The sequence below is a fragment of the Acinetobacter sp. FDAARGOS_724 genome (assembly GCF_013364475.1).
In the GTDB taxonomy this organism is placed as follows: Bacteria; Pseudomonadota; Gammaproteobacteria; order Pseudomonadales; family Moraxellaceae; genus Acinetobacter; species Acinetobacter variabilis.
In genome coordinates this window covers 3,197,388-3,214,671 of the sequence record NZ_CP054908.1, presented here as the reverse complement: position 1 = coordinate 3,214,671, position 17,284 = coordinate 3,197,388, and the positions used below count along the sequence as shown (strand labels likewise).

The following is a 17,284-nucleotide window of genomic DNA, read 5'->3' as shown; positions in this document are numbered from 1 at the left end:
CGTCTTTATTACACGTTGGAAATGTCTATGTATCAGATTAATGCCTTAAACCCAAAAGATGAAGGGCATCACACGCGCAAGCGTTTTGGTCAAAACTTCTTACATGACCAACGTGTCATTGCCAAAATTGTGCGTTCGGTAAATCCGCGTGCAGGCGAAAATATTGTTGAAATTGGCCCGGGTCTGGCTGCTTTGACATCTCCTTTAATTGGTGAATGTGATGCCTTGACCGTACTTGAGCTGGACCGTGACTTGGCCGCTGGTTTGCCGGGTCGTGTGCCGCATCCTGAACGTTTAACCATTATTGAAACAGACGCACTGAAATACGATTTCACCAATTTGTTTGAAGAAGGTCGTCCGCTACGTGTAGTCGGAAACCTGCCTTATAACATTTCAACGCCACTATTGTTCCATCTCCTGGAATTTGGTGACAAAGTGAAAGACATGCACTTCATGCTGCAAAAAGAAGTGGTCGATCGTATTACAGCTTCACCGAACACCAAAGAATATGGTCGTTTGTCGGTGATGATCCAGTATTACTGCAAACCGACTTTTCTGTTTGAAGTGCCGCCAGGTTCTTTTAATCCGCCACCAAAAGTGACATCTGCCGTGTTCCGTTTGGAGCCATATGATGTAAAACCGATCATGGCAAAAAATGAAAAAGCTTTGGCTCGTCTGGTATCGCATGTATTTACCCAGCGCCGTAAGACTTTGCGTAATAGCCTGAAAGGGATGCTGGTTGAAGATGGTTTTGAAAAGGCAGGTGTGGATCCAATGGCACGTCCAGAGACACTGTCACTTGCCCAATTTGTGGCATTATCTGATCAAATGGTAGCTTAAAAATAATGACCCGCACTGTTCGATACAATTATATGATTGGTGATGTACAAGGCTGTTTTGAAGCCTTGAAGGCACTGCTGAAAAAAATCCGTTTTGATCCTGATCAGGACTTTGTCTGGTTTGCTGGTGATCTGGTGGCTAGAGGGGAAAACTCGCTGGGTGCATTACGCTTCATTAAAAAGCTTGTCGATAATGGCGTGGCGGCAACAGTGCTGGGTAATCATGACCTGACTTTGCTGGCTTATGCACGCGGTATTAAGCCGATTAAAGACAAGGATAATGTCCGTGATGTGATTGATGCGATCGACAGTGATGAGTTAATTGACTGGATCCGTAAACAGCCGATGTGTCTGTTTCCGAATGAACAGACGGTACTGACCCATGCCGGTATTCCCAATATCTGGGATGCAGCCAAGACGGCTGAATTGGCTAAAGAAGTAGAAGCCATTATTGCCCATGATGATTTTGAGGTGGTGGATACTTTCTTAAAGGAAATGTTTGGGAAAGAGCCTACACTCTGGTCAGATGAATTAGAAGGTCATGAGCGTACACGCTGTATCGTGAATTACCTGACCCGGATGCGTTTAACTGATGCAGAAGGGCGTCTGGAATATAGTTTTAAAGATTCACTGGATGATCCGATGCCAGAAGGTTTTAAGCCCTGGTTTGAATTTGAATCGAAAACTGCAGCAACCCATCAAATTGTATTTGGACACTGGGCCGCTTTACAGGGTAAAACCATTTCTGAGCGAATTCAGAATGTCGATGGTGGCTGTGTCTGGGGTAATCAGCTGATGGCTTATCGTCTGGAAGACCAACAAATGTTCGCTGTCGATAATCCGGTATTTTAAAAAATTCAAAGCTAAAAAAGCCACGTTCAACGTGGCTTTTTTGTGTGCTGATCATTAGTCTACACGAATCCAGGTCTGGTTGCGACCCAGAACTGAAACGCCCATACTGGCACGTAGCGTTAAACGCTTGCCGGTATTGTTTAGACGAACCTTGGCATCATAAATTTTACCTGCCAATGGATCAATGACACGACCTTTTTCATAATTTTTGGTGCCTTCAACGTGTTTCAGGCCTTTTAGAATAGTCATGCCTAAAATCGGTTGATCGGTATAAGGGGCTGGACATTTATTACATTTTTCGCGTGGTGTATAACCTGGACGTGGCGTGATTTTCGCAATCTTGCCTGAGTAAGTATTATTTGCTTCTTTTTCGATGACAATGATGGCTTTTGCTGCTCCAGTTTTATCATCAATTTGTTGCCAGGTTCCGCTAATATCTTGAGCCCACAGGTTCATCATGAATCCTGTAGTCAATGTGGCAAGGAATATCTTCTTTAACATATCCATCATTCCAAAGAACTTTTCATTATTACCCGCACATGTTAGGAAGATTGCACAAATAGTCAATAAATAATTAAAAACATGGAATTAAATTTATAAAAAAAGCTGCCTGTTTGGCAGCTTTGAGAAAAAGTGTGAACTTATTCCTGACGAATCCAGGTTTGGCTACGACCCAGAGCAGATACACCCACATAACCGCGTAGGGTTAAACGTTTGCCGTTGCTGCTCAGACGAACCTTGGCATCGTAAATTTTACCTGTCAATGGATCAATCACACGACCTTTTTCATAATTCACGCTATCACCAACCTGTTTTAAACCTGTCAGTACATCCATCCCCAGGATTGGCTGATTAGTATAAGGAGCAGGACATTTATTACAGGTTTTTTGCGGGGTATAACCTGGACGAGGCGTTACTTTGACAATCTTGCCGGCATAAGTACCATTGCTGTCCTGACGGATTTCAATCAGTGCTTTTGGTGAACCAGTCTTATCATCGATTTGTTGCCATGTCCCGGTCAAGTCTTGTGCATAAATGGTCCCAGTCATGAATGTAGCAATGAGCATTAATCCTAATTTAGATTTATTCATTTATATTTATCCTTTTTTCATAGATGATAGATGAAACAAACTATCCCAAACACAAGCGTGTGGTTTTTTAATTTTGGTTGATTTTAGAGTAATGAGCGTTGCAGATTGCTCGATCAATCTGCTTTAACCCTGTTGATTCCCCATGACAGAAATATGCCGATGTTAATTGCTTTGTGGCTGAATTTTCAGTAAAAGCAGAGAAATTCAATAAGATCTTTAACATGGTAATGTCTTGCATTCTATCTCCTTATATTGCCCATCAAAATCCGTTTGATGCTAAGCCTGTTAAAGCAAATGAATCTAATATTTATATGCATGTTTTATATTGCATAAAAAAAGCATCTGTCTAATATTGATACAACTTAATGCATGAAAATGCAAGCTTCTGTGCACTAAGTCATGAATTAATCTTGTTTAATCCAAGTCTGGCTGCGTCCTAAGGCTGAAACACCCACATAACCACGTAGGGTTAGACGTTTGCCATTGGCACTTAATTTAGCTTTGGTGTTATAAATATTGCCAGATAAAGGGTCAATCAGTTTGCCCTGAGAGAAATTATTATTACCTGCATCCTTTAAGCCGGTGAGTACATCCAGACCAAGAATCGGTTTATTGGTATAAGGTGCAGGGCAGGAAACACAGGTTTCGCGCGGTGTGTAGCCAGGACGAGGCGTAATCTTGGTAATTTTGGCGGTATAAACACCATTTGAAGTTTCACGAATTTCCAAAATCGCTTTGGCGGATCCTGTTTTATCGTCAATACTTCTCCAGGTACCTGAAATATCAGAAGCGAAAGCCAGATGACTGAAAAAGGTCAGGGCTAAAACGGATAATAATTGAACCTTTTTCATAGGTCTGTTCCTGAGTGAAAAATTCTTTATTTCCCTATAGTAAGAATAGTTTCATTCAGAAACAAACGTTAAATATTGATTGATGAGTCACATTTTTTGCAGATAAAGTATAAAAGTTGGCAACCAGATCGCAGTAAAAACGGCATTCACTGCCATGCCAAACGCAGCATAACGTCCGGCAACACTACCACGCTGCCAAGCTTGAGCTGTACCAATCGCATGTGCTGCTAGACCTAGAGCCAGACCTGAAGCACGCTCATCATTGATATATCGTAAAATAAATGGTGAAAATGCTGCACCAATTACGCCAGACAAAATGACGATCAGAATGGCCAGACTAACAGGTGCCTCCAGTAAGGTTGCAATATTAATTGCAATTGGTGTTGTGACTGCACGGGTGGCAAAGGCCATGATGTCGCCAGAAGACATATGCAGCAAATAGGCGAGACCCATCGGTAAGGCAACCGCACTGATACTGGCAAAAACGAGAATCCCAATAATGGCTTTCAGCGGCAGGTCATCATAACGCATGGCCGCTAGTGGAATCGCCAGTGCAACCGTGACATAACCGAGCAAATGGTTAAACAGTGGATTGACTTCATCCATATAATGCTCATAAGGAATACCGAGCACCAATAAAATCACCAGCACCAAGAACATGCTAAACACAATCACAGGAATTTGCGGAATAACACGATTGCAGGGTTTAGCAAGCAGATAAGCAATTAAGGTAATCGCAAAGCCATAAAGAACAGAAAACATGTGCGACTCCTATAACCAGCGTTTTGCCATTTTGGCGTAGATCCAAAGAGGGAGCAGAGTGCTCAGGCATAACACCAGCATGAAGGCCGGAATTTTTTGTCCCATATGCATCAGCATAATTAGCGCGCCTGCACTAATTGGTAAAAAAGCGAAGGCACTTTCTTTCATCAGCTTGTTATTGGTATCCACCAGACGCGCTGGAATTTTGCCAAAATAGCGCCAGGCAAATAAGGTGACTAGCAGGCTGATGAGTCCGACCAGATTGCCCAGTTCAGGGTGATCTAGCTGGGTCATTAGCCAGACTGAAGCTTCACGAAATACAATAATTAAGAGGAGAGTGCCGATCCATGCTGGCCAGTCAATATGTTTTATCCAGTTCATTGGTGATGTCATTTAAAAGTTTACTTATCAAGTTTTACTCGATCTTAGGCCGAATTTCAAACTCTTCAAGTGGACGCTGGAATTGAAGTGCTTGAGATCCCAGAATTTCTTCTATCGGTAAATGTGCCTGTTTGATCAATTGTTCCAGCTTCGGAGGTGCAATCCTTACATTGATATGCAATTGACCTTCATCGTCATAATGTTCGGACTGAATCACATTCAGCGCATAAAGTTGATTGCGCAGTTTGCCATAGGCAGGTTTCAATACCAGTTCAAAGTGTTGAATCTGACCCATTAATGCTTCATGTACAGCTTTGCGTAATAGATCCAGACCTTCACCGCTATGTGCTGAAACATAGACCCGTTCAGGCTGACCGGGCTGGCGGTAAATGATTTTGGCATCCTCACCGCTACAGTCAATTTTATTATAAACCCTTAAAACTGGAACGTCAGCGCCAATTTCCTTGAGCACCTTTTCAACGGCTTCAATTTGTTCAAGCATTTCCAGACTGCTGGAATCGATCACATGTAAAAGCAGAGTGGCTTCAACGGTTTCTTCCAAAGTTGCTTTAAAAGATTCAACAAGTGAGTGTGAAAGATTACGTACAAAACCTACCGTATCTGTCAGTACCAGATTGCCGACGCCGTCCCATTGCAGGCGTCTTAAAGTTGGGTCCAGAGTCGCAAATAGTTGGTCAGCTGCATAAACATCGCTATCGGCCAGAATATTGAACAAGGTAGATTTCCCCGCATTGGTATAACCTACTAAAGACACGGTTGGAACAGCCGCTTTTTGGCGTGCAACACGGCCCTGAATACGGGTTTGACGGACTTTTTCTATTTTGGCTTTAAGCTGTCCCATGCGGATACGCAATAAACGGCGATCTGTTTCTAGCAGGGTTTCACCCGGCCCACGCAGACCGATCCCGCCTTTCTGGCTATCCAGATTGGTGCGGCTACGAACCAGTCGTGAAGACAGATGCTGTAACTGTGCCAGTTCAACTTGCAGTTTCCCTTCATAGGTACGGGCACGCTGCGCAAAGATATCGAGGATGAGTTCGGTACGGTCTACTACCCGGCAATGTACCACATTTTCCAGGTTACGTGCTTGAGCAGGTGTCAGCGCATGATCGAAAATAACCAGATTGGCATCCAGTTCTTTGACCCGTTCAGCAATTTCTTCTGCTTTTCCTGAACCCACAAAGAATTTGGCATCCGGTTTTAAGCGTTGAACAAAAAGATGTTCCAGAATTTCGGCATTTGCAGATTGAGCTAACAGATGAAACTCTTCAGCATCAAGGTCATCCAGCATTTGTACACTCACACTGACCAGTATGACGCGTTCTTTTCCCTGATGTTGCTCAAAATATTCCACTCAGGCCAATCTCCAGTTGAAAACTTCATTTTAGTTGAAAATGAACTTTACAGATACTGAAATAGCGGGCTTTGTTTTAGAGTGCCGTGACAAACAGTTGTGTAAGTGTTACGAGCAAAACTGTATATAACAAGGTACCAACCAAGATATAGCTTAATACTTTTAAGGGTCGAATCATCTCAGCTGATTTCACTGTTTCATCTTGCATGATGAGCATCCTTTTTAATCTAATATTTCGATTGATTTATTTTATTTAATTCATTTAATGAATTTAAATTGAAAATATAGATGTACTTGGTCGTTTTTTATTATCAATGCAAGTTGGACATGAACAGTATAAAATGGGTTTAATTCGTGGATATTCCCTGTATCTTGTTTAGGATTTAGTGATCTTTTTATGAACTCGACTGTACAAAATCAATCACCTGAGATACAAGGTTTTGCAAAATTCTTTCTTTATACAAGAAAAACGACTTCTGCATTAGCAGCCATCAGCCAAGGATTTTATCTGGTTTACCGTCATGGTTTATATAAAGACCCGAATAACCCGAACAATACCCGATATGTGCAGTATTTCTGTCGCCAGTTGTGCAAGGTGTTTAATATCGAGGTTCAGGTCCATGGCGTGATTCCACGTGAGCCTGCATTATGGGTGAGCAATCATGTATCCTGGCTGGATATCGCCGTTTTGGGTTCAGGCGCGCGAGTGTTTTTTCTGGCCAAAGCTGAAATTGAAAATTGGCCAATTTTGGGCAAGCTGGCTAAAGGCGGTGGCACCTTATTTATCAAGCGTGGTTCAGGAGATTCGGTCAGAATCCGTGAACAGATTACCGATTTTCTAAAGCAGAATATTCCAGTCCTGTTTTTTCCTGAAGCAACCACATCTGATGGACGCTCAATTAAAAAAATTTATGGTCGTATTCTCGGTGCAGCAATCGAAGCGCAACGTCCGGTACAAATCTGTCTGATCTGTTATGTAAATCAGCAGGGTGAGCTGGATATGGTGGCGCCTTTTATTGGGAATATCAGTTTTGCCAAACATGTACAGAATGTTCTTGAAATGCCTAAAGTAACAGCTCATCTGATGGCCTTGCCGGCAATTGCGACCGAAGGGCATACAGTAGAAAGCCTGACTGCACTAGTGCATGAAAATATGCTGGAGGGTTTGCAAAGGTTGCAAGCCAAAGTATTAAAAAAGCCTCATTAAGAGGCTTTTTTATTAGAAATATTCAGAGATATTCATTACATAAAACCTTCGATCGGGAGTATCGACAGGAATTTTATTGAGGCTTTTTGATACCACTTCATTCCCGGCTCTTTTTTAAAGGTCTTTGTTTCACCTTTGGCATTGCGGATTTTCCAGTTAATATTCTGGTTGGCATCCAGAACCAGCTTATAGGCATACTTGCTTAAGTTTTTGTCCATGGTTTCATGTACCGCACGGGCCAGATTAGGACTATTTAGCAATACGCCAATTTCAGTATTCAAATAAGCCGAACGCGGATCGAAATTAAAAGAGCCGATAAATACCTGTTTCTGATCAATGGCCATCAGTTTAGCATGCAGGCTGGAACGGCTCAGGCCTTTTAAGCTGACCTTCGCTTTTTGTGCCAGCTCTTCAGTATTGGCATTCAGGTTGTCGGCATCTGGCGCGGCCAAAAACTCATAAAGTTTTACATCATTTTCTAGCAGTTCCTGACGATATTTGGCATAAAAGGCATGGACCAGCGGCACGTCATTGGCCTTATAAGAGTTGGTGAGTACACGAACTTTGACATCTTCTGAAGCCAGTTTTTTGAGACGTTCTGCCCCCTGTTTTTCCGGTACAAAATAGGCCGACACGATATCCACACTTTCTTCCGGTTTTTCCAGATGTTGTAATAGTTGGAAGTTCAAGTGATCTTCAGTTTTAGCCTTTGACTTGATTTTACTTGGCGGGTCTTTGACGACTTCAGCTTCCACCCAATCGAGTTGAATGTTGTGTTCCAGCCATTTATCGAAAGCCTGTGAGCGATTGGCCAGATTCAGGTAGTTCTGGATTGCAGTATCATGACTATATTCTTCCAGCTGCTGTTTCAGGCTCGGGTAGCGTAGCGTGTGATGGCGAGGATTGACAATCTGCCGAACCGGATAGGCATAATCATCATTCCAGTATTCATCAAAAGAATGAATGATTTCATCAGAAGCGGCACCGACCAGCATCACATCTACATCAGAAAACTGATAACTATCACTAACGTTATAATATTGGTTACTCATATTACGGCCGCCAATCAGGGCAATCTGGTTATCGGCAATAAAGCTTTTGTTATGCATGCGGCGGTTGATCCGTTTTAGATCCAGCAGCATATCCATGGCACGGTATTTACGGAAACGGTAGGGGTTATACAGTTTGACCTCAATATTCTGGTGCTGATCCAGCGCCAGATAAATGCCTTCCATTTTCTTGGCATTGTTATCATCCATCAATAAACGGACTTTGACGCCACGGTCTGCTGCCTGAATGAGGGCATGCAAGGCCAATGCACCAATACGGTCATTGTCCCAAATGTAGTATTGGAGGTCCAGACTACGTTCTGCTTTATTAATCAGCTGGATACGTGCAGCGAGTGCTTCAAGCGGATCTGGCAGCACGTGATAACCGGTCAGGCCAATATTCTGCCGACGTAAAGGCTCAACAATCTGGGCCAGACTGGTTTGTGAGGTATCCGTTTCAAATGCCATCCGGCTAGGTTGTTCAGTTTGCGGAGGCAGCGTACTGCAAGCAGGAATGCCGAGTACCAGGCTGCAGCTCAGTAAAATGCCAGCTTTATAGCGGTAAGCTTTTGATAAGCCAGAAGGTTTTGAGTGAGCGGAAGCGTGGGGAGCATTTACCATAAACATCAAAGACTGAAAAATTTGGATTGAGTATAATTGCCAGCTATGAAAAGATAAATATAAAGCCACTAATCAGCTCCTCGACTCGACAAGGCAAATCTATGTGGGATACCAGTTCCGTACTTTTTTATTTTTATCTAGGCATGGCCATTCTTGCCGTTTGGGCAGTATATCAGGCCTGGTCGAGTCAGTCGCGTACAGAAACCATTCATCCCTTTAAAGCGTTTTGTCACCTGCTGGCTTTCTATCTGGCGTATTTGCTGATTCCGCTGGTGTTCTTCAGTATTTATGCAGGATGGATGGGCTACTATTCGATTCATGAGTCTATTTTTATTTTCGTGATTAGTGCCGTACTCAGTTATGCACGTTTTATCGAGCCACATTTGATTCGGGTCGAAACCACGCCTTATCAAATCAATCCTCAACAGAAACTTAAAAAGCCGGTACGGATTGCCCTGATTGCAGATTTACATATTGGTCTGTTTTCCGGACATGAACGTCAGTTAAGACAGATTGTGCATAAGCTGAATCATCTGAAACCGGACTTGGTGGTGGTCGCAGGGGACTGGACCTATGAACCTGAAAATAAACTGGCACAGGAGCTGGCGGTTTTGAAAGAAATTCATGCGCCAGTATATTCGGTGACAGGGAATCATGATGAACAGTATCCTGGCCCGCCTATTCAGGAATTGCTTCGTTATGCGCTGGAAGTGAATCAGGTTATGGACATTGAAGGGCAGATTGTCGAGTTTGACGAATTTCGTCTCTTAGGCGTAGGAGATCTTTGGGCTGGAAAAACCGATATGCGCGCAATGCCGGATCTGCCTCAAGACAAACCTTGGGTGATTCTGTCGCATAATCCAGATACCGTGGATATGGTGCCGAAGTTGCCAACACGACCACTGATGCTTTCTGGGCATACGCATGGTGGACAGGTCGAGTTACCTTGGCTGACGGATTATGTGATGAAAAAGGTCTCCATTCTGGGCCATAAAAAAGGTCTATACCGGCATGAACATGCAGATGTATTTGTGACTGTGGGAACGGGTATGGTGGGCGTGCCATTTCGTTTTCGCGTACCACCAACCATTGATATTATCGAATTGGTATAAAAAAGGATTCATTTACTGCTGCTAAAGCAGCAACCAGAGCACAATAATAATCAGTAAAATCACGACTGCGGTGATCCAGATTTTCTTTTCAATCTCACGGCCGGGCACACGTTTGCCGACTTGCTGTGCAGCCACCTCAGTATCTTTAGCGATGCTCAGGTTGGGATGATCTGGAACTTCCAAAGGTGTAGTTACCACTGAAATATTTTCATCTGCATCATCTGTAAAGCGTGGGCCAATGTTGCCTTTATTGTTCCGATTTAGCGCCAGATCATGCTCGCGGACAATTTCATCAATGACCTGCATCGCCTGTGATTCATCTAAAGCTGTATGCGTCCGGATATAGCGAATGGCTTCCAGTTTTTTATCATCCTCTAGCAGAATCACAATATCTACCAGCTGTTCTTGAGTAAGTTGCTCAATAAGATCCTGCATCACTCTACCTCATTCTCTGGCTTTATTTATTTGATTGTTCCCGAAATATCCGCAAAGAAGTAGCAAGTTTTTGTTGTGAAATCATAAAAAAGCCAGCATGAACTGCTGGCTTCGATTGAGATGACTTAATCTGTCAAGATCCTTAGATCTGATTGTTTACATCATCATTTTTAGTTTCACGGATCAGCAAGAATGCAAGCAATGACAGGATAGAAGCTGCTGTGAGGTAATAACCTACTGCAGACAAGCCATAAGTTGTTGCCAGCTTTGTTGCAATCAATGGCGCGAAAGATGCACCAAAAATACCTGCCAGGTTAAAGGTCAGGGCAGAACCGGTATAACGTACTGAAGTCGGGAAGATTTCAGACAATACGGTACCAATCGGGCCATAAGTTAGACCCATGATCGCTAGGCCGATACATAAGAAGAAGAACACCACCAGCGTACTACCTGATTCAAGCATATCGGCAAAGAAAATACCGAAAATAGCAGAGACCACACATACTGCGATTGAAGTTGTCTTACGACCGAATTTTTCTGCAAGAACTGCTGAAAGTGGAATGAACGCAGCAAAGCACAGAGTTGCAACTAACTGCAACTGAAGGAATTCTTCACGTGTATAGCCAAGCTGCTTGGTACCCCATTGCAATGCGAATACAGTCGTCAGGTAGAACACTACGAATGTACAAATCGCAGCGATGGTACCCAATACCAGCATTTTAGAATGCTTTTTGAATACTTCGAAAAAGGGTACATTCACTTCTTTCTGCTTTTTCAACACGTTCTGGAATGCAGGAGTTTCATGCAGTTTCAAGCGAATCCATAACCCCATAATCACCAGTAGGGCACTAGAGATAAATGGAATACGCCAGCCCCATTGCATGAACTCTGCTTCAGACATGAATGCGCCAAGGGTCAAGAATGAGCCTGTTGCCAGAATGAAGCCAATTGGTGCACCAAGTTGCGGGAACATACCATACCAGGCACGTTTGCCTTCTGGCGCATTTTCAGTTGCCAGTAGAACCGCACCTGACCATTCACCACCCAAGCCTAAGCCTTGACCTAAACGACAAAGAGCCAGCAATAATGGCGCAGCAATACCGATTTGTGCATAAGTTGGCAATAAACCAATGGCAACGGTAGAAAGGCCCATGGTCAACAAGGCCGCGACCAGTGTCGCTTTACGTCCGATCCGGTCTCCTAAGTGACCAAAGAGTGCAGCACCGATTGGGCGGGCAATAAAGGCAATCGCAAAGGTTGCCAGCGACTGAATAGTCGCAGTCATAGGATCTGTACTTGTAGGGAAGAACAGATAAGGGAAAATAATAACGGCAGCTGTGGCATAAATATAGAAATCGAAGAACTCGATTGTAGTGCCTACTAAACTTGCTGTTAAAACACGAAATTTTGAATTGGTTGCTATAGTTTCTGTTACAGCGATAGAATCTGAAGACGCCATGAATAACCTTACACTTACTAAAAATAAAAAACTTAGTTTTAAAAGCGTAATCTTTTTAAAAAAGGCGTAATTTTTTAAAAAAACAACTGCAATCTTCTCGTTTCAACTCGCTCAGGGTCACTGAAATGGAGAAATGAGATGATTAAATCACGTAAAGATAGATAGACAGAAAATGTGATCCTGCGCCTATCAATACAAAAATGTGCCAGATAGCGTGGGTATATCTTACTCTTTTTAAAGCGTAAAACAATGCACCTACGGTGTATGCTAAGCCACCAATGATCAGAAAGGTTAAAGATTGAGCACTTAAGTACTGCTGCATATCGTCCATAACCAGTAGTGCAAGCCATCCCATGACCAGATAAGCGACTAAAGAAAGTTTCTGGAAACGGTTGATGAAAATGAACTTGAATAGTGTTCCAAGTACAGCAATCACCCATAAGGCAATCAGTAAATACTGGGCTTTGGCTGTTGGAATCGCAATCGATAGAAACGGGGTATAGGTACCTGCAATCAGGTAGTAAATTGCCGTATGATCAACTTTTTTGAAAAAATAGCGTCGGTCAGCAGCAGTAGACATATGGTAGAGCATCGAAGCGGAAAACAGCAGAGCCATGCTGAAAGCATAGACCCAAAGCCCGATCCATTGTCCGGTACTCAAATAAGAGCCTTTAATAATCAATAAAATACCGGCAATCAAAGCCAGCGCAGCACCGAGGCCATGACTAATGTAATTAATCCGTTCCTCATTGTGATCATAATCTGGAACTAGGGGAGCATTCTGCATGATTGTCATTCTTGTTTAAATATACACTTGTATAATAATTCAATTTTGCTTTTAAGTTAAGAACAATTAAACTTGATCAGCAATTCATATCAGGTTTTTCTTATGTCGACATCGACTTCTCTCTCGGTTCAGGAACAACAATTCTTGGAGGCTTTTCAGCAAGCCTTTGAAACTGATCATTTTGATCGTCTGATTTTGAGTCAGTATAAAGGTGAACTTGAACAATTGGAGAAAATGACCTTTAGAGTCATTTCGCTCAATGAGCAGAAGGTTTTGAGCTGTGTCTATCGATACAAGACTCAGGATGTCACTAAAAATTATCCTTTGAATGAAGTCTTAACTCAAGTAACGGAATTATTGACCTGTTGTAAGCAAGCTAACCTGTTTACCGATCAGGAAGAGTTGCAGCTGAAGAAAAACAAGAAAAAGGCCATGCTGACAAGAAGTAAAGCTAAACCAGTCTCTACAAAGGCTAAAGCAGAACAAGGCCATGACCGGATCAAGCAGCGTTATGTCGATCAAGACAGTGTATTCCTACAGCATTTAGGAATTACCGATCAGCAAGGCCAGATCATTCCGAGCATGGCGCGTAAGTGGAAACAGATTAATAAATTTGTCGAGATTTTCTCCGGCGCACTGGCTCAAATCCAGCCGCAGGAACAAGGATTACGTATCGTCGATTTCGGTTCAGGTAAGGGATATTTAACCTGTGCACTGTATGACTATATGCAAAAACATGGTCAGACGCCCTATGTCACCGGCGTAGAGCTGAATCCGAAAATGGTCGAATTCTGTCAGAATGTCGCGCAGCAATCCGGTTTTAATCAATTGGATTTCTTCCAGGGTGATGTGCGTACCTATGAACCGGAACGTCTGGATGTGATGATCGCTCTGCATGCCTGTGATGTGGCGACCGATTTTGCGATCCATAGCGGTATACGCCTGAATGCACAGATCATCATGTGTGCTCCATGTTGTCATAAAGAGTTAAGACCGCAATTACAGAGTCCGAAAGTGCTGTCGCCAATGTTGCAGTTTGGCATTCACGCTGGGCAGCAAGCCGAAATGCTGACGGATACCATTCGTGCCTTATTGCTGAAGGCTTATGGTTATGAAACCAAGGTCTTTGAATTTGTGGCCCTAGAACACACCAGTAAAAATAAAATGATTCTGGCGACCAAACGTAAGGATTATGAACAGCCCGATCAGGCTGTTCTCGCCCAGATTCAGGCATTGAAAGAGATGTATGGGATTCAAAAACATTCACTGGAATTGTTATTGAATGACCAGTGGGATCAGCAGGGAATTGGTTCTAAATGCTAGATGATAAAAATCTTAAAATCGTGTCAGGCAGCTGGGATGATTTAGCTCAAGATGCCCGAGTGATACGTGAAGCCGTTTTTATTCAGGAACAGCAAATTGCTCCTGAAGATGAATGGGATGCGGAGGATACAATCTCTACGCATTTTGTGGCTTATTTACAGGATCAAGCCGTGGCGACTGCACGCTTATTAAAGAATCACAGTATTGGTCGCGTAGCTGTATTACAGTCGGCACGTGGTACGGGCATCGGCTACAAGACCATGCGGGCTGTGATTGATCAGGCCAAGGCAGAGCAACGTAAATTCGTAAAGCTTTCTTCACAGGTACATGCGATTGGCTTTTATCAGAACTTGGGTTTTGACGTGCGGGGTGAGGAATATCTGGATTGCGGCATTCCACATATAGATATGTATCTCAGCTTAAAAGACTAAAAAAATAAAAAAGCGAGGAAAACCTCGCTTTTTTAAATTTGATCTTGGAACTGTCTAGTGACCATGAGCCGTATTTTCGTCATGGCTAGCACTGTCCATCTGTGCATGTTCTTCAGCAGACATATTATGCTCCTCCGCGCTCATCTCATGAGTCTGATGAGATGAAGAGGTAGCATGACGAGCTTCACGGTCAGCCTGTGCTTTGGCTAAAGCTTCTGGAGACATTGCAGGTGCATTCTTAAATGCATGCTGCTGGGTATTTTCTTTCTTTTGCTGGCTTGGCATGTAGTCTGGTTCATTGCTGACCGCAAGCCAGAAAAACAACATAAATAATCCACCTAAAATACAGAAGATAATCAGTGCTTTCCAACCCCAAGGTGATTTTTCAGGTGAACTGTGATCAGTCATATGCATATACCCATCGTGGATGTCTAACTCATGTAACTTTATAACATAAATTGTCTGGAAAGCAGATCAAAATCTGTCATTGATTGAATGCAATAGACTTCGAGAGTTTATCGCGTCGAAATAAAAAAAGAGGAGTCAAGCTCCTCATTTTTAGACCCAGTTTTTAAAAGCGCTGACCTTCAGCAACTTTCTGTTTGAGTAACTGTGGCGCTTTGAAACGTTCGCCATATTTACGTTCTAATATCTCAGCACGATTTAAGGCCTTGGTTAAACCATACTGGTTCAAGAACTGCACTGCACCTCCCGTCCAAGCGGCAAAACCAATTCCAAAGATTGAACCAATATTGGCATCGACCACTGACTCCAGCACACCTTCTTCCAGACAGCGTACGGTATCCAGCGCTTGAACAAACAGGAAGCGGTCTATCATTTCCTGTTCAGAAATATCCACTTCTTTATACCAATGCTCCAAGCCAGACCACAGCTGCTTTTTGCCACCTTCAGGATAATCATAAAAACCTGCACCAGCAGCTTTGCCTTTACGGTTAAACTCATGAATCATGGTTTGAATCACGGCATCTGCATCGGTGCTTGGGCGTTCTTTGCCTTGTGCTGCCAGAGCCTTACGGGTTTCTGCAGCTACATGCTCAGAAAGTGTCAGAGAGACTTCATCTTGAATAGCAAGTGGTCCGACCGGCATACCTGCTTTCAGCGCAGCCATTTCAATACGGGCTGGATGCACCCCTTCGGCGAGCAAACGTAAACCTTCCTGTACAAAGGTTCCAAAGACACGGCTGGTAAAGAAGCCACGGCTGTCATTCACTACAATCGGTAGCTTGCCAATCTGCTGCACAAAGTCAAATGCCTTGGCCAGTGTTTCTGCTGAAGTATTTTTCCCCTTAATGATCTCGACCAGTTGCATCTTGTCGACTGGGCTAAAGAAATGCAGACCGATAAAATTCACCTGATTTTGAGAGGCTTGAGCCAAGTCACTGATGGGTAGAGTCGAGGTATTGGATGCCATTACACCGTTGGATGCTAAATATTGCTTTGCTTCCTGAGTAACTTTAGCTTTGAGTCCCTGATTTTCAAATACTGCTTCAATGATCAGGTCACAGCCTTGAAAATCTGCTGCTTCTGTCGTGGTGTGAATCAGACTTAAAATCTGGTCACGTTTTTCAGCTGTTAAGCGGCCTTGGGCTACTTTTTTATCAAGTAATTTCTGGCTATAGGCTTTGCCTTTTTCAGCAGCTTCGACCGAAATATCTTTTAGTACCACCTGAATGCCTTTGCTGGCAGTGACATAGGCAATACCTGCACCCATCATACCTGCACCCAAAATACCTACTTTAGTGGCTTTCCATGGCGCAAAGTCTTTAGGACGACTGGCACCTGATTTAATGGCATTCATGCCATGCCAGAATGTACCGATCATGTTCTTGGAAATCTGGCCGGTAGCGAGATAGGTGAAATAACGCGACTCAATTCTCAGTGCGGTATCAACATCAACCTGAGCGCCTTCAACCGCAGCGGATAAAATGGCTTCAGGAGCTGGATAGCAGCCCTTGGTTTTATCACGCAGCATCGCAGGAGCAATGGCCAGCATCTGTGCAACGGCAGGCGAAGAAGGAGAGCCTCCCGGAATTTTGTAACCTTTTACATCGAAAGGCTGTTGGGATTGCGGATGTTGTTTAATCCAGGCTATAGATTTATCTAGTAACTCATCCAGTGAGTCGGCTGTGTCATGTACCAGTCCCAAAGACTTGGCTTTTTCTACACCGAACTGTTTGCCTTCCATCAGCAAAGGTAAGGCATTTTGCAGGCCTAGCAGACGAACCATACGGACAATACCACCACCGCCTGGTAGCAAGCCTAAAGTGACTTCAGGTAAACCAAACTTGGTTTTGGCATCATTGAGGGCAATACGATGATGGGCACATAAAGCGATTTCCCAACCACCACCGAGTGCGGTGCCATTTAAAGCTGCCACCACAGGAATGCCACGCGTTTCGATATAGCGTAATTTGGCTTTCATGTCTTCAATCATATTGAAGAATTCAGTGGCATGTTCAGGCGTCGCCTGAATCAGCTCATCCAGATCACCGCCAGCAAAGAATGTCTTTTTAGCTGATCGGAAAATAATTCCGGCGATCTGTTCATCTGCCTGTAACTGGGCAGCGACTTCTTCCAGAGCCGTGCGAAAGTCGGCATTCATGGTATTGGCGGACTGGTTTGGAGAATCAAAGGTCAGAATGACAATATGATCTTCAGTTTTTTGATATTGAATTGCGCTCATGCTGA

The 17,284-nt window shown here is 43.4% G+C and carries 18 protein-coding genes; 6 read left to right on the top strand and 12 right to left on the bottom strand.

The features are described from left to right. The first annotated feature begins 27 nt into the window (after positions 1-27). Positions 28-840, top strand: coding sequence for a 16S rRNA (adenine(1518)-N(6)/adenine(1519)-N(6))-dimethyltransferase RsmA (gene rsmA / locus FOC32_RS16790; RefSeq protein ID WP_005237157.1), 813 nt, complete (start codon positions 28-30; stop codon positions 838-840). 5 nt (positions 841-845) lie between these two features. Next, a complete protein-coding gene (locus FOC32_RS16785; protein ID WP_034171096.1) occupies positions 846-1,691 on the top strand; it encodes a symmetrical bis(5'-nucleosyl)-tetraphosphatase in 846 nt (281 codons plus the stop codon). 54 nt (positions 1,692-1,745) lie between these two features. Here the strand turns inward: FOC32_RS16785 and FOC32_RS16780 are convergent, their stop codons facing one another. The 6 genes from FOC32_RS16780 to hflX form a co-directional block, all read right to left on the bottom strand. Next, positions 1,746-2,192 (bottom strand): DUF2147 domain-containing protein, encoded by a 447-nt coding sequence (locus FOC32_RS16780; protein WP_034171097.1) that lies wholly within the window; start codon positions 2,190-2,192, stop codon positions 1,746-1,748. A 140-nt stretch (positions 2,193-2,332) separates the two neighbouring features. After that, positions 2,333-2,782 carry a DUF2147 domain-containing protein gene (locus tag FOC32_RS16775; protein WP_005237150.1) on the bottom strand — a complete coding sequence of 150 codons (450 nt, stop codon included), beginning with the start codon at positions 2,780-2,782 and terminating at the stop codon, positions 2,333-2,335. 404 nt (positions 2,783-3,186) lie between these two features. After that, a complete protein-coding gene (locus FOC32_RS16765) occupies positions 3,187-3,633 on the bottom strand; it encodes a DUF2147 domain-containing protein (protein WP_004785231.1) in 447 nt (148 codons plus the stop codon). Between the two features lie 87 nt (positions 3,634-3,720). Continuing rightward, complete coding sequence (locus FOC32_RS16760) at positions 3,721-4,395, bottom strand: LrgB family protein (protein WP_034171098.1); 675 nt, start codon at positions 4,393-4,395, stop codon at positions 3,721-3,723. Positions 4,396-4,404: 9 nt separating this feature from the next. Beyond that, on the bottom strand, positions 4,405-4,776 hold the full coding sequence (locus FOC32_RS16755; RefSeq protein WP_004785228.1) for a hypothetical protein: 372 nt from the start codon (positions 4,774-4,776) through the stop codon (positions 4,405-4,407). A gap of 34 nt (positions 4,777-4,810) precedes the next feature. After that, positions 4,811-6,151 carry a ribosome rescue GTPase HflX gene (gene hflX / locus FOC32_RS16750; RefSeq protein WP_175968125.1) on the bottom strand — a complete coding sequence of 447 codons (1,341 nt, stop codon included), beginning with the start codon at positions 6,149-6,151 and terminating at the stop codon, positions 4,811-4,813. A gap of 397 nt (positions 6,152-6,548) precedes the next feature. Between hflX and FOC32_RS16745 the strand changes: the two genes are divergently transcribed. Further along, positions 6,549-7,358, top strand: a complete 810-nt coding sequence (locus FOC32_RS16745; RefSeq protein WP_175968124.1) for a lysophospholipid acyltransferase family protein — start codon at positions 6,549-6,551, stop codon at positions 7,356-7,358. A gap of 35 nt (positions 7,359-7,393) precedes the next feature. Here the strand turns inward: FOC32_RS16745 and FOC32_RS16740 are convergent, their stop codons facing one another. After that, the gene (locus FOC32_RS16740) at positions 7,394-9,028 is read right to left on the bottom strand and encodes a phospholipase D family protein (protein ID WP_171521878.1); all 1,635 of its coding nucleotides are present in this window, start codon (positions 9,026-9,028) and stop codon (positions 7,394-7,396) included. Between the two features lie 101 nt (positions 9,029-9,129). Between FOC32_RS16740 and FOC32_RS16735 the strand changes: the two genes are divergently transcribed. Then, on the top strand, positions 9,130-10,140 hold the full coding sequence (locus tag FOC32_RS16735; protein WP_034704127.1) for a metallophosphoesterase: 1,011 nt from the start codon (positions 9,130-9,132) through the stop codon (positions 10,138-10,140). Positions 10,141-10,161: 21 nt separating this feature from the next. Here the strand turns inward: FOC32_RS16735 and FOC32_RS16730 are convergent, their stop codons facing one another. From FOC32_RS16730 to trhA, 3 genes are all read right to left on the bottom strand, one after another. Next, positions 10,162-10,575, bottom strand: a complete 414-nt coding sequence (locus FOC32_RS16730) for a hypothetical protein (protein WP_175968122.1) — start codon at positions 10,573-10,575, stop codon at positions 10,162-10,164. A gap of 142 nt (positions 10,576-10,717) precedes the next feature. Next, positions 10,718-12,034 carry an MFS transporter gene (locus FOC32_RS16725; protein ID WP_175968120.1) on the bottom strand — a complete coding sequence of 439 codons (1,317 nt, stop codon included), beginning with the start codon at positions 12,032-12,034 and terminating at the stop codon, positions 10,718-10,720. A 142-nt stretch (positions 12,035-12,176) separates the two neighbouring features. After that, positions 12,177-12,821, bottom strand: a complete 645-nt coding sequence (gene trhA, locus FOC32_RS16720; RefSeq protein WP_175968118.1) for a PAQR family membrane homeostasis protein TrhA — start codon at positions 12,819-12,821, stop codon at positions 12,177-12,179. A gap of 102 nt (positions 12,822-12,923) precedes the next feature. On the opposite strand from trhA, the gene FOC32_RS16715 reads away from it, so the two are divergent. After that, positions 12,924-14,144: a class I SAM-dependent methyltransferase gene (locus FOC32_RS16715; protein WP_175968117.1), complete on the top strand. Its 1,221-nt coding sequence runs from the start codon at positions 12,924-12,926 to the stop codon at positions 14,142-14,144. Further along, positions 14,138-14,575 carry a GNAT family N-acetyltransferase gene (locus FOC32_RS16710; protein ID WP_034171105.1) on the top strand — a complete coding sequence of 146 codons (438 nt, stop codon included), beginning with the start codon at positions 14,138-14,140 and terminating at the stop codon, positions 14,573-14,575. Before FOC32_RS16715 ends, FOC32_RS16710 begins: the two co-directional genes overlap by 7 nt. A gap of 54 nt (positions 14,576-14,629) precedes the next feature. On the opposite strand, the gene FOC32_RS16705 is transcribed toward FOC32_RS16710, so the two are convergent. Together FOC32_RS16705 and FOC32_RS16700 are read right to left on the bottom strand one after the other, a co-directional pair. Then, a complete protein-coding gene (locus tag FOC32_RS16705; RefSeq protein ID WP_034171133.1) occupies positions 14,630-14,983 on the bottom strand; it encodes a hypothetical protein in 354 nt (117 codons plus the stop codon). 163 nt (positions 14,984-15,146) lie between these two features. Then, positions 15,147-17,279 (bottom strand): 3-hydroxyacyl-CoA dehydrogenase NAD-binding domain-containing protein, encoded by a 2,133-nt coding sequence (locus FOC32_RS16700; RefSeq protein WP_175968115.1) that lies wholly within the window; start codon positions 17,277-17,279, stop codon positions 15,147-15,149. Positions 17,280-17,284: the final 5 nt, after the last annotated feature.

Bases quoted from the DNA above. Each gene is read 5' to 3' on its own strand.
- FOC32_RS16735 (WP_034704127.1), top strand. From the start codon at position 9,130: ATGTGGGATACCAGTTCCGTACTTTTTTATTTTTATCTAGGCATGGCC.
- FOC32_RS16705 (WP_034171133.1), bottom strand. From the start codon at position 14,983: ATGACTGATCACAGTTCACCTGAAAAATCACCTTGGGGTTGGAAAGCA.
- FOC32_RS16725 (WP_175968120.1), bottom strand. From the start codon at position 12,034: ATGGCGTCTTCAGATTCTATCGCTGTAACAGAAACTATAGCAACCAAT.
- FOC32_RS16730 (WP_175968122.1), bottom strand. From the start codon at position 10,575: ATGCAGGATCTTATTGAGCAACTTACTCAAGAACAGCTGGTAGATATT.
- FOC32_RS16755 (WP_004785228.1), bottom strand. From the start codon at position 4,776: ATGAACTGGATAAAACATATTGACTGGCCAGCATGGATCGGCACTCTC.
- FOC32_RS16785 (WP_034171096.1), top strand. From the start codon at position 846: ATGACCCGCACTGTTCGATACAATTATATGATTGGTGATGTACAAGGC.
- trhA (WP_175968118.1), bottom strand. From the start codon at position 12,821: ATGCAGAATGCTCCCCTAGTTCCAGATTATGATCACAATGAGGAACGG.
- FOC32_RS16740 (WP_171521878.1), bottom strand. From the start codon at position 9,028: ATGGTAAATGCTCCCCACGCTTCCGCTCACTCAAAACCTTCTGGCTTA.
- FOC32_RS16765 (WP_004785231.1), bottom strand. From the start codon at position 3,633: ATGAAAAAGGTTCAATTATTATCCGTTTTAGCCCTGACCTTTTTCAGT.
- FOC32_RS16775 (WP_005237150.1), bottom strand. From the start codon at position 2,782: ATGAATAAATCTAAATTAGGATTAATGCTCATTGCTACATTCATGACT.
- rsmA (WP_005237157.1), top strand. From the start codon at position 28: ATGTATCAGATTAATGCCTTAAACCCAAAAGATGAAGGGCATCACACG.
- FOC32_RS16710 (WP_034171105.1), top strand. From the start codon at position 14,138: ATGCTAGATGATAAAAATCTTAAAATCGTGTCAGGCAGCTGGGATGAT.
- FOC32_RS16760 (WP_034171098.1), bottom strand. From the start codon at position 4,395: ATGTTTTCTGTTCTTTATGGCTTTGCGATTACCTTAATTGCTTATCTG.
- FOC32_RS16780 (WP_034171097.1), bottom strand. From the start codon at position 2,192: ATGTTAAAGAAGATATTCCTTGCCACATTGACTACAGGATTCATGATG.
- FOC32_RS16715 (WP_175968117.1), top strand. From the start codon at position 12,924: ATGTCGACATCGACTTCTCTCTCGGTTCAGGAACAACAATTCTTGGAG.
- FOC32_RS16745 (WP_175968124.1), top strand. From the start codon at position 6,549: ATGAACTCGACTGTACAAAATCAATCACCTGAGATACAAGGTTTTGCA.
- FOC32_RS16700 (WP_175968115.1), bottom strand. From the start codon at position 17,279: ATGAGCGCAATTCAATATCAAAAAACTGAAGATCATATTGTCATTCTG.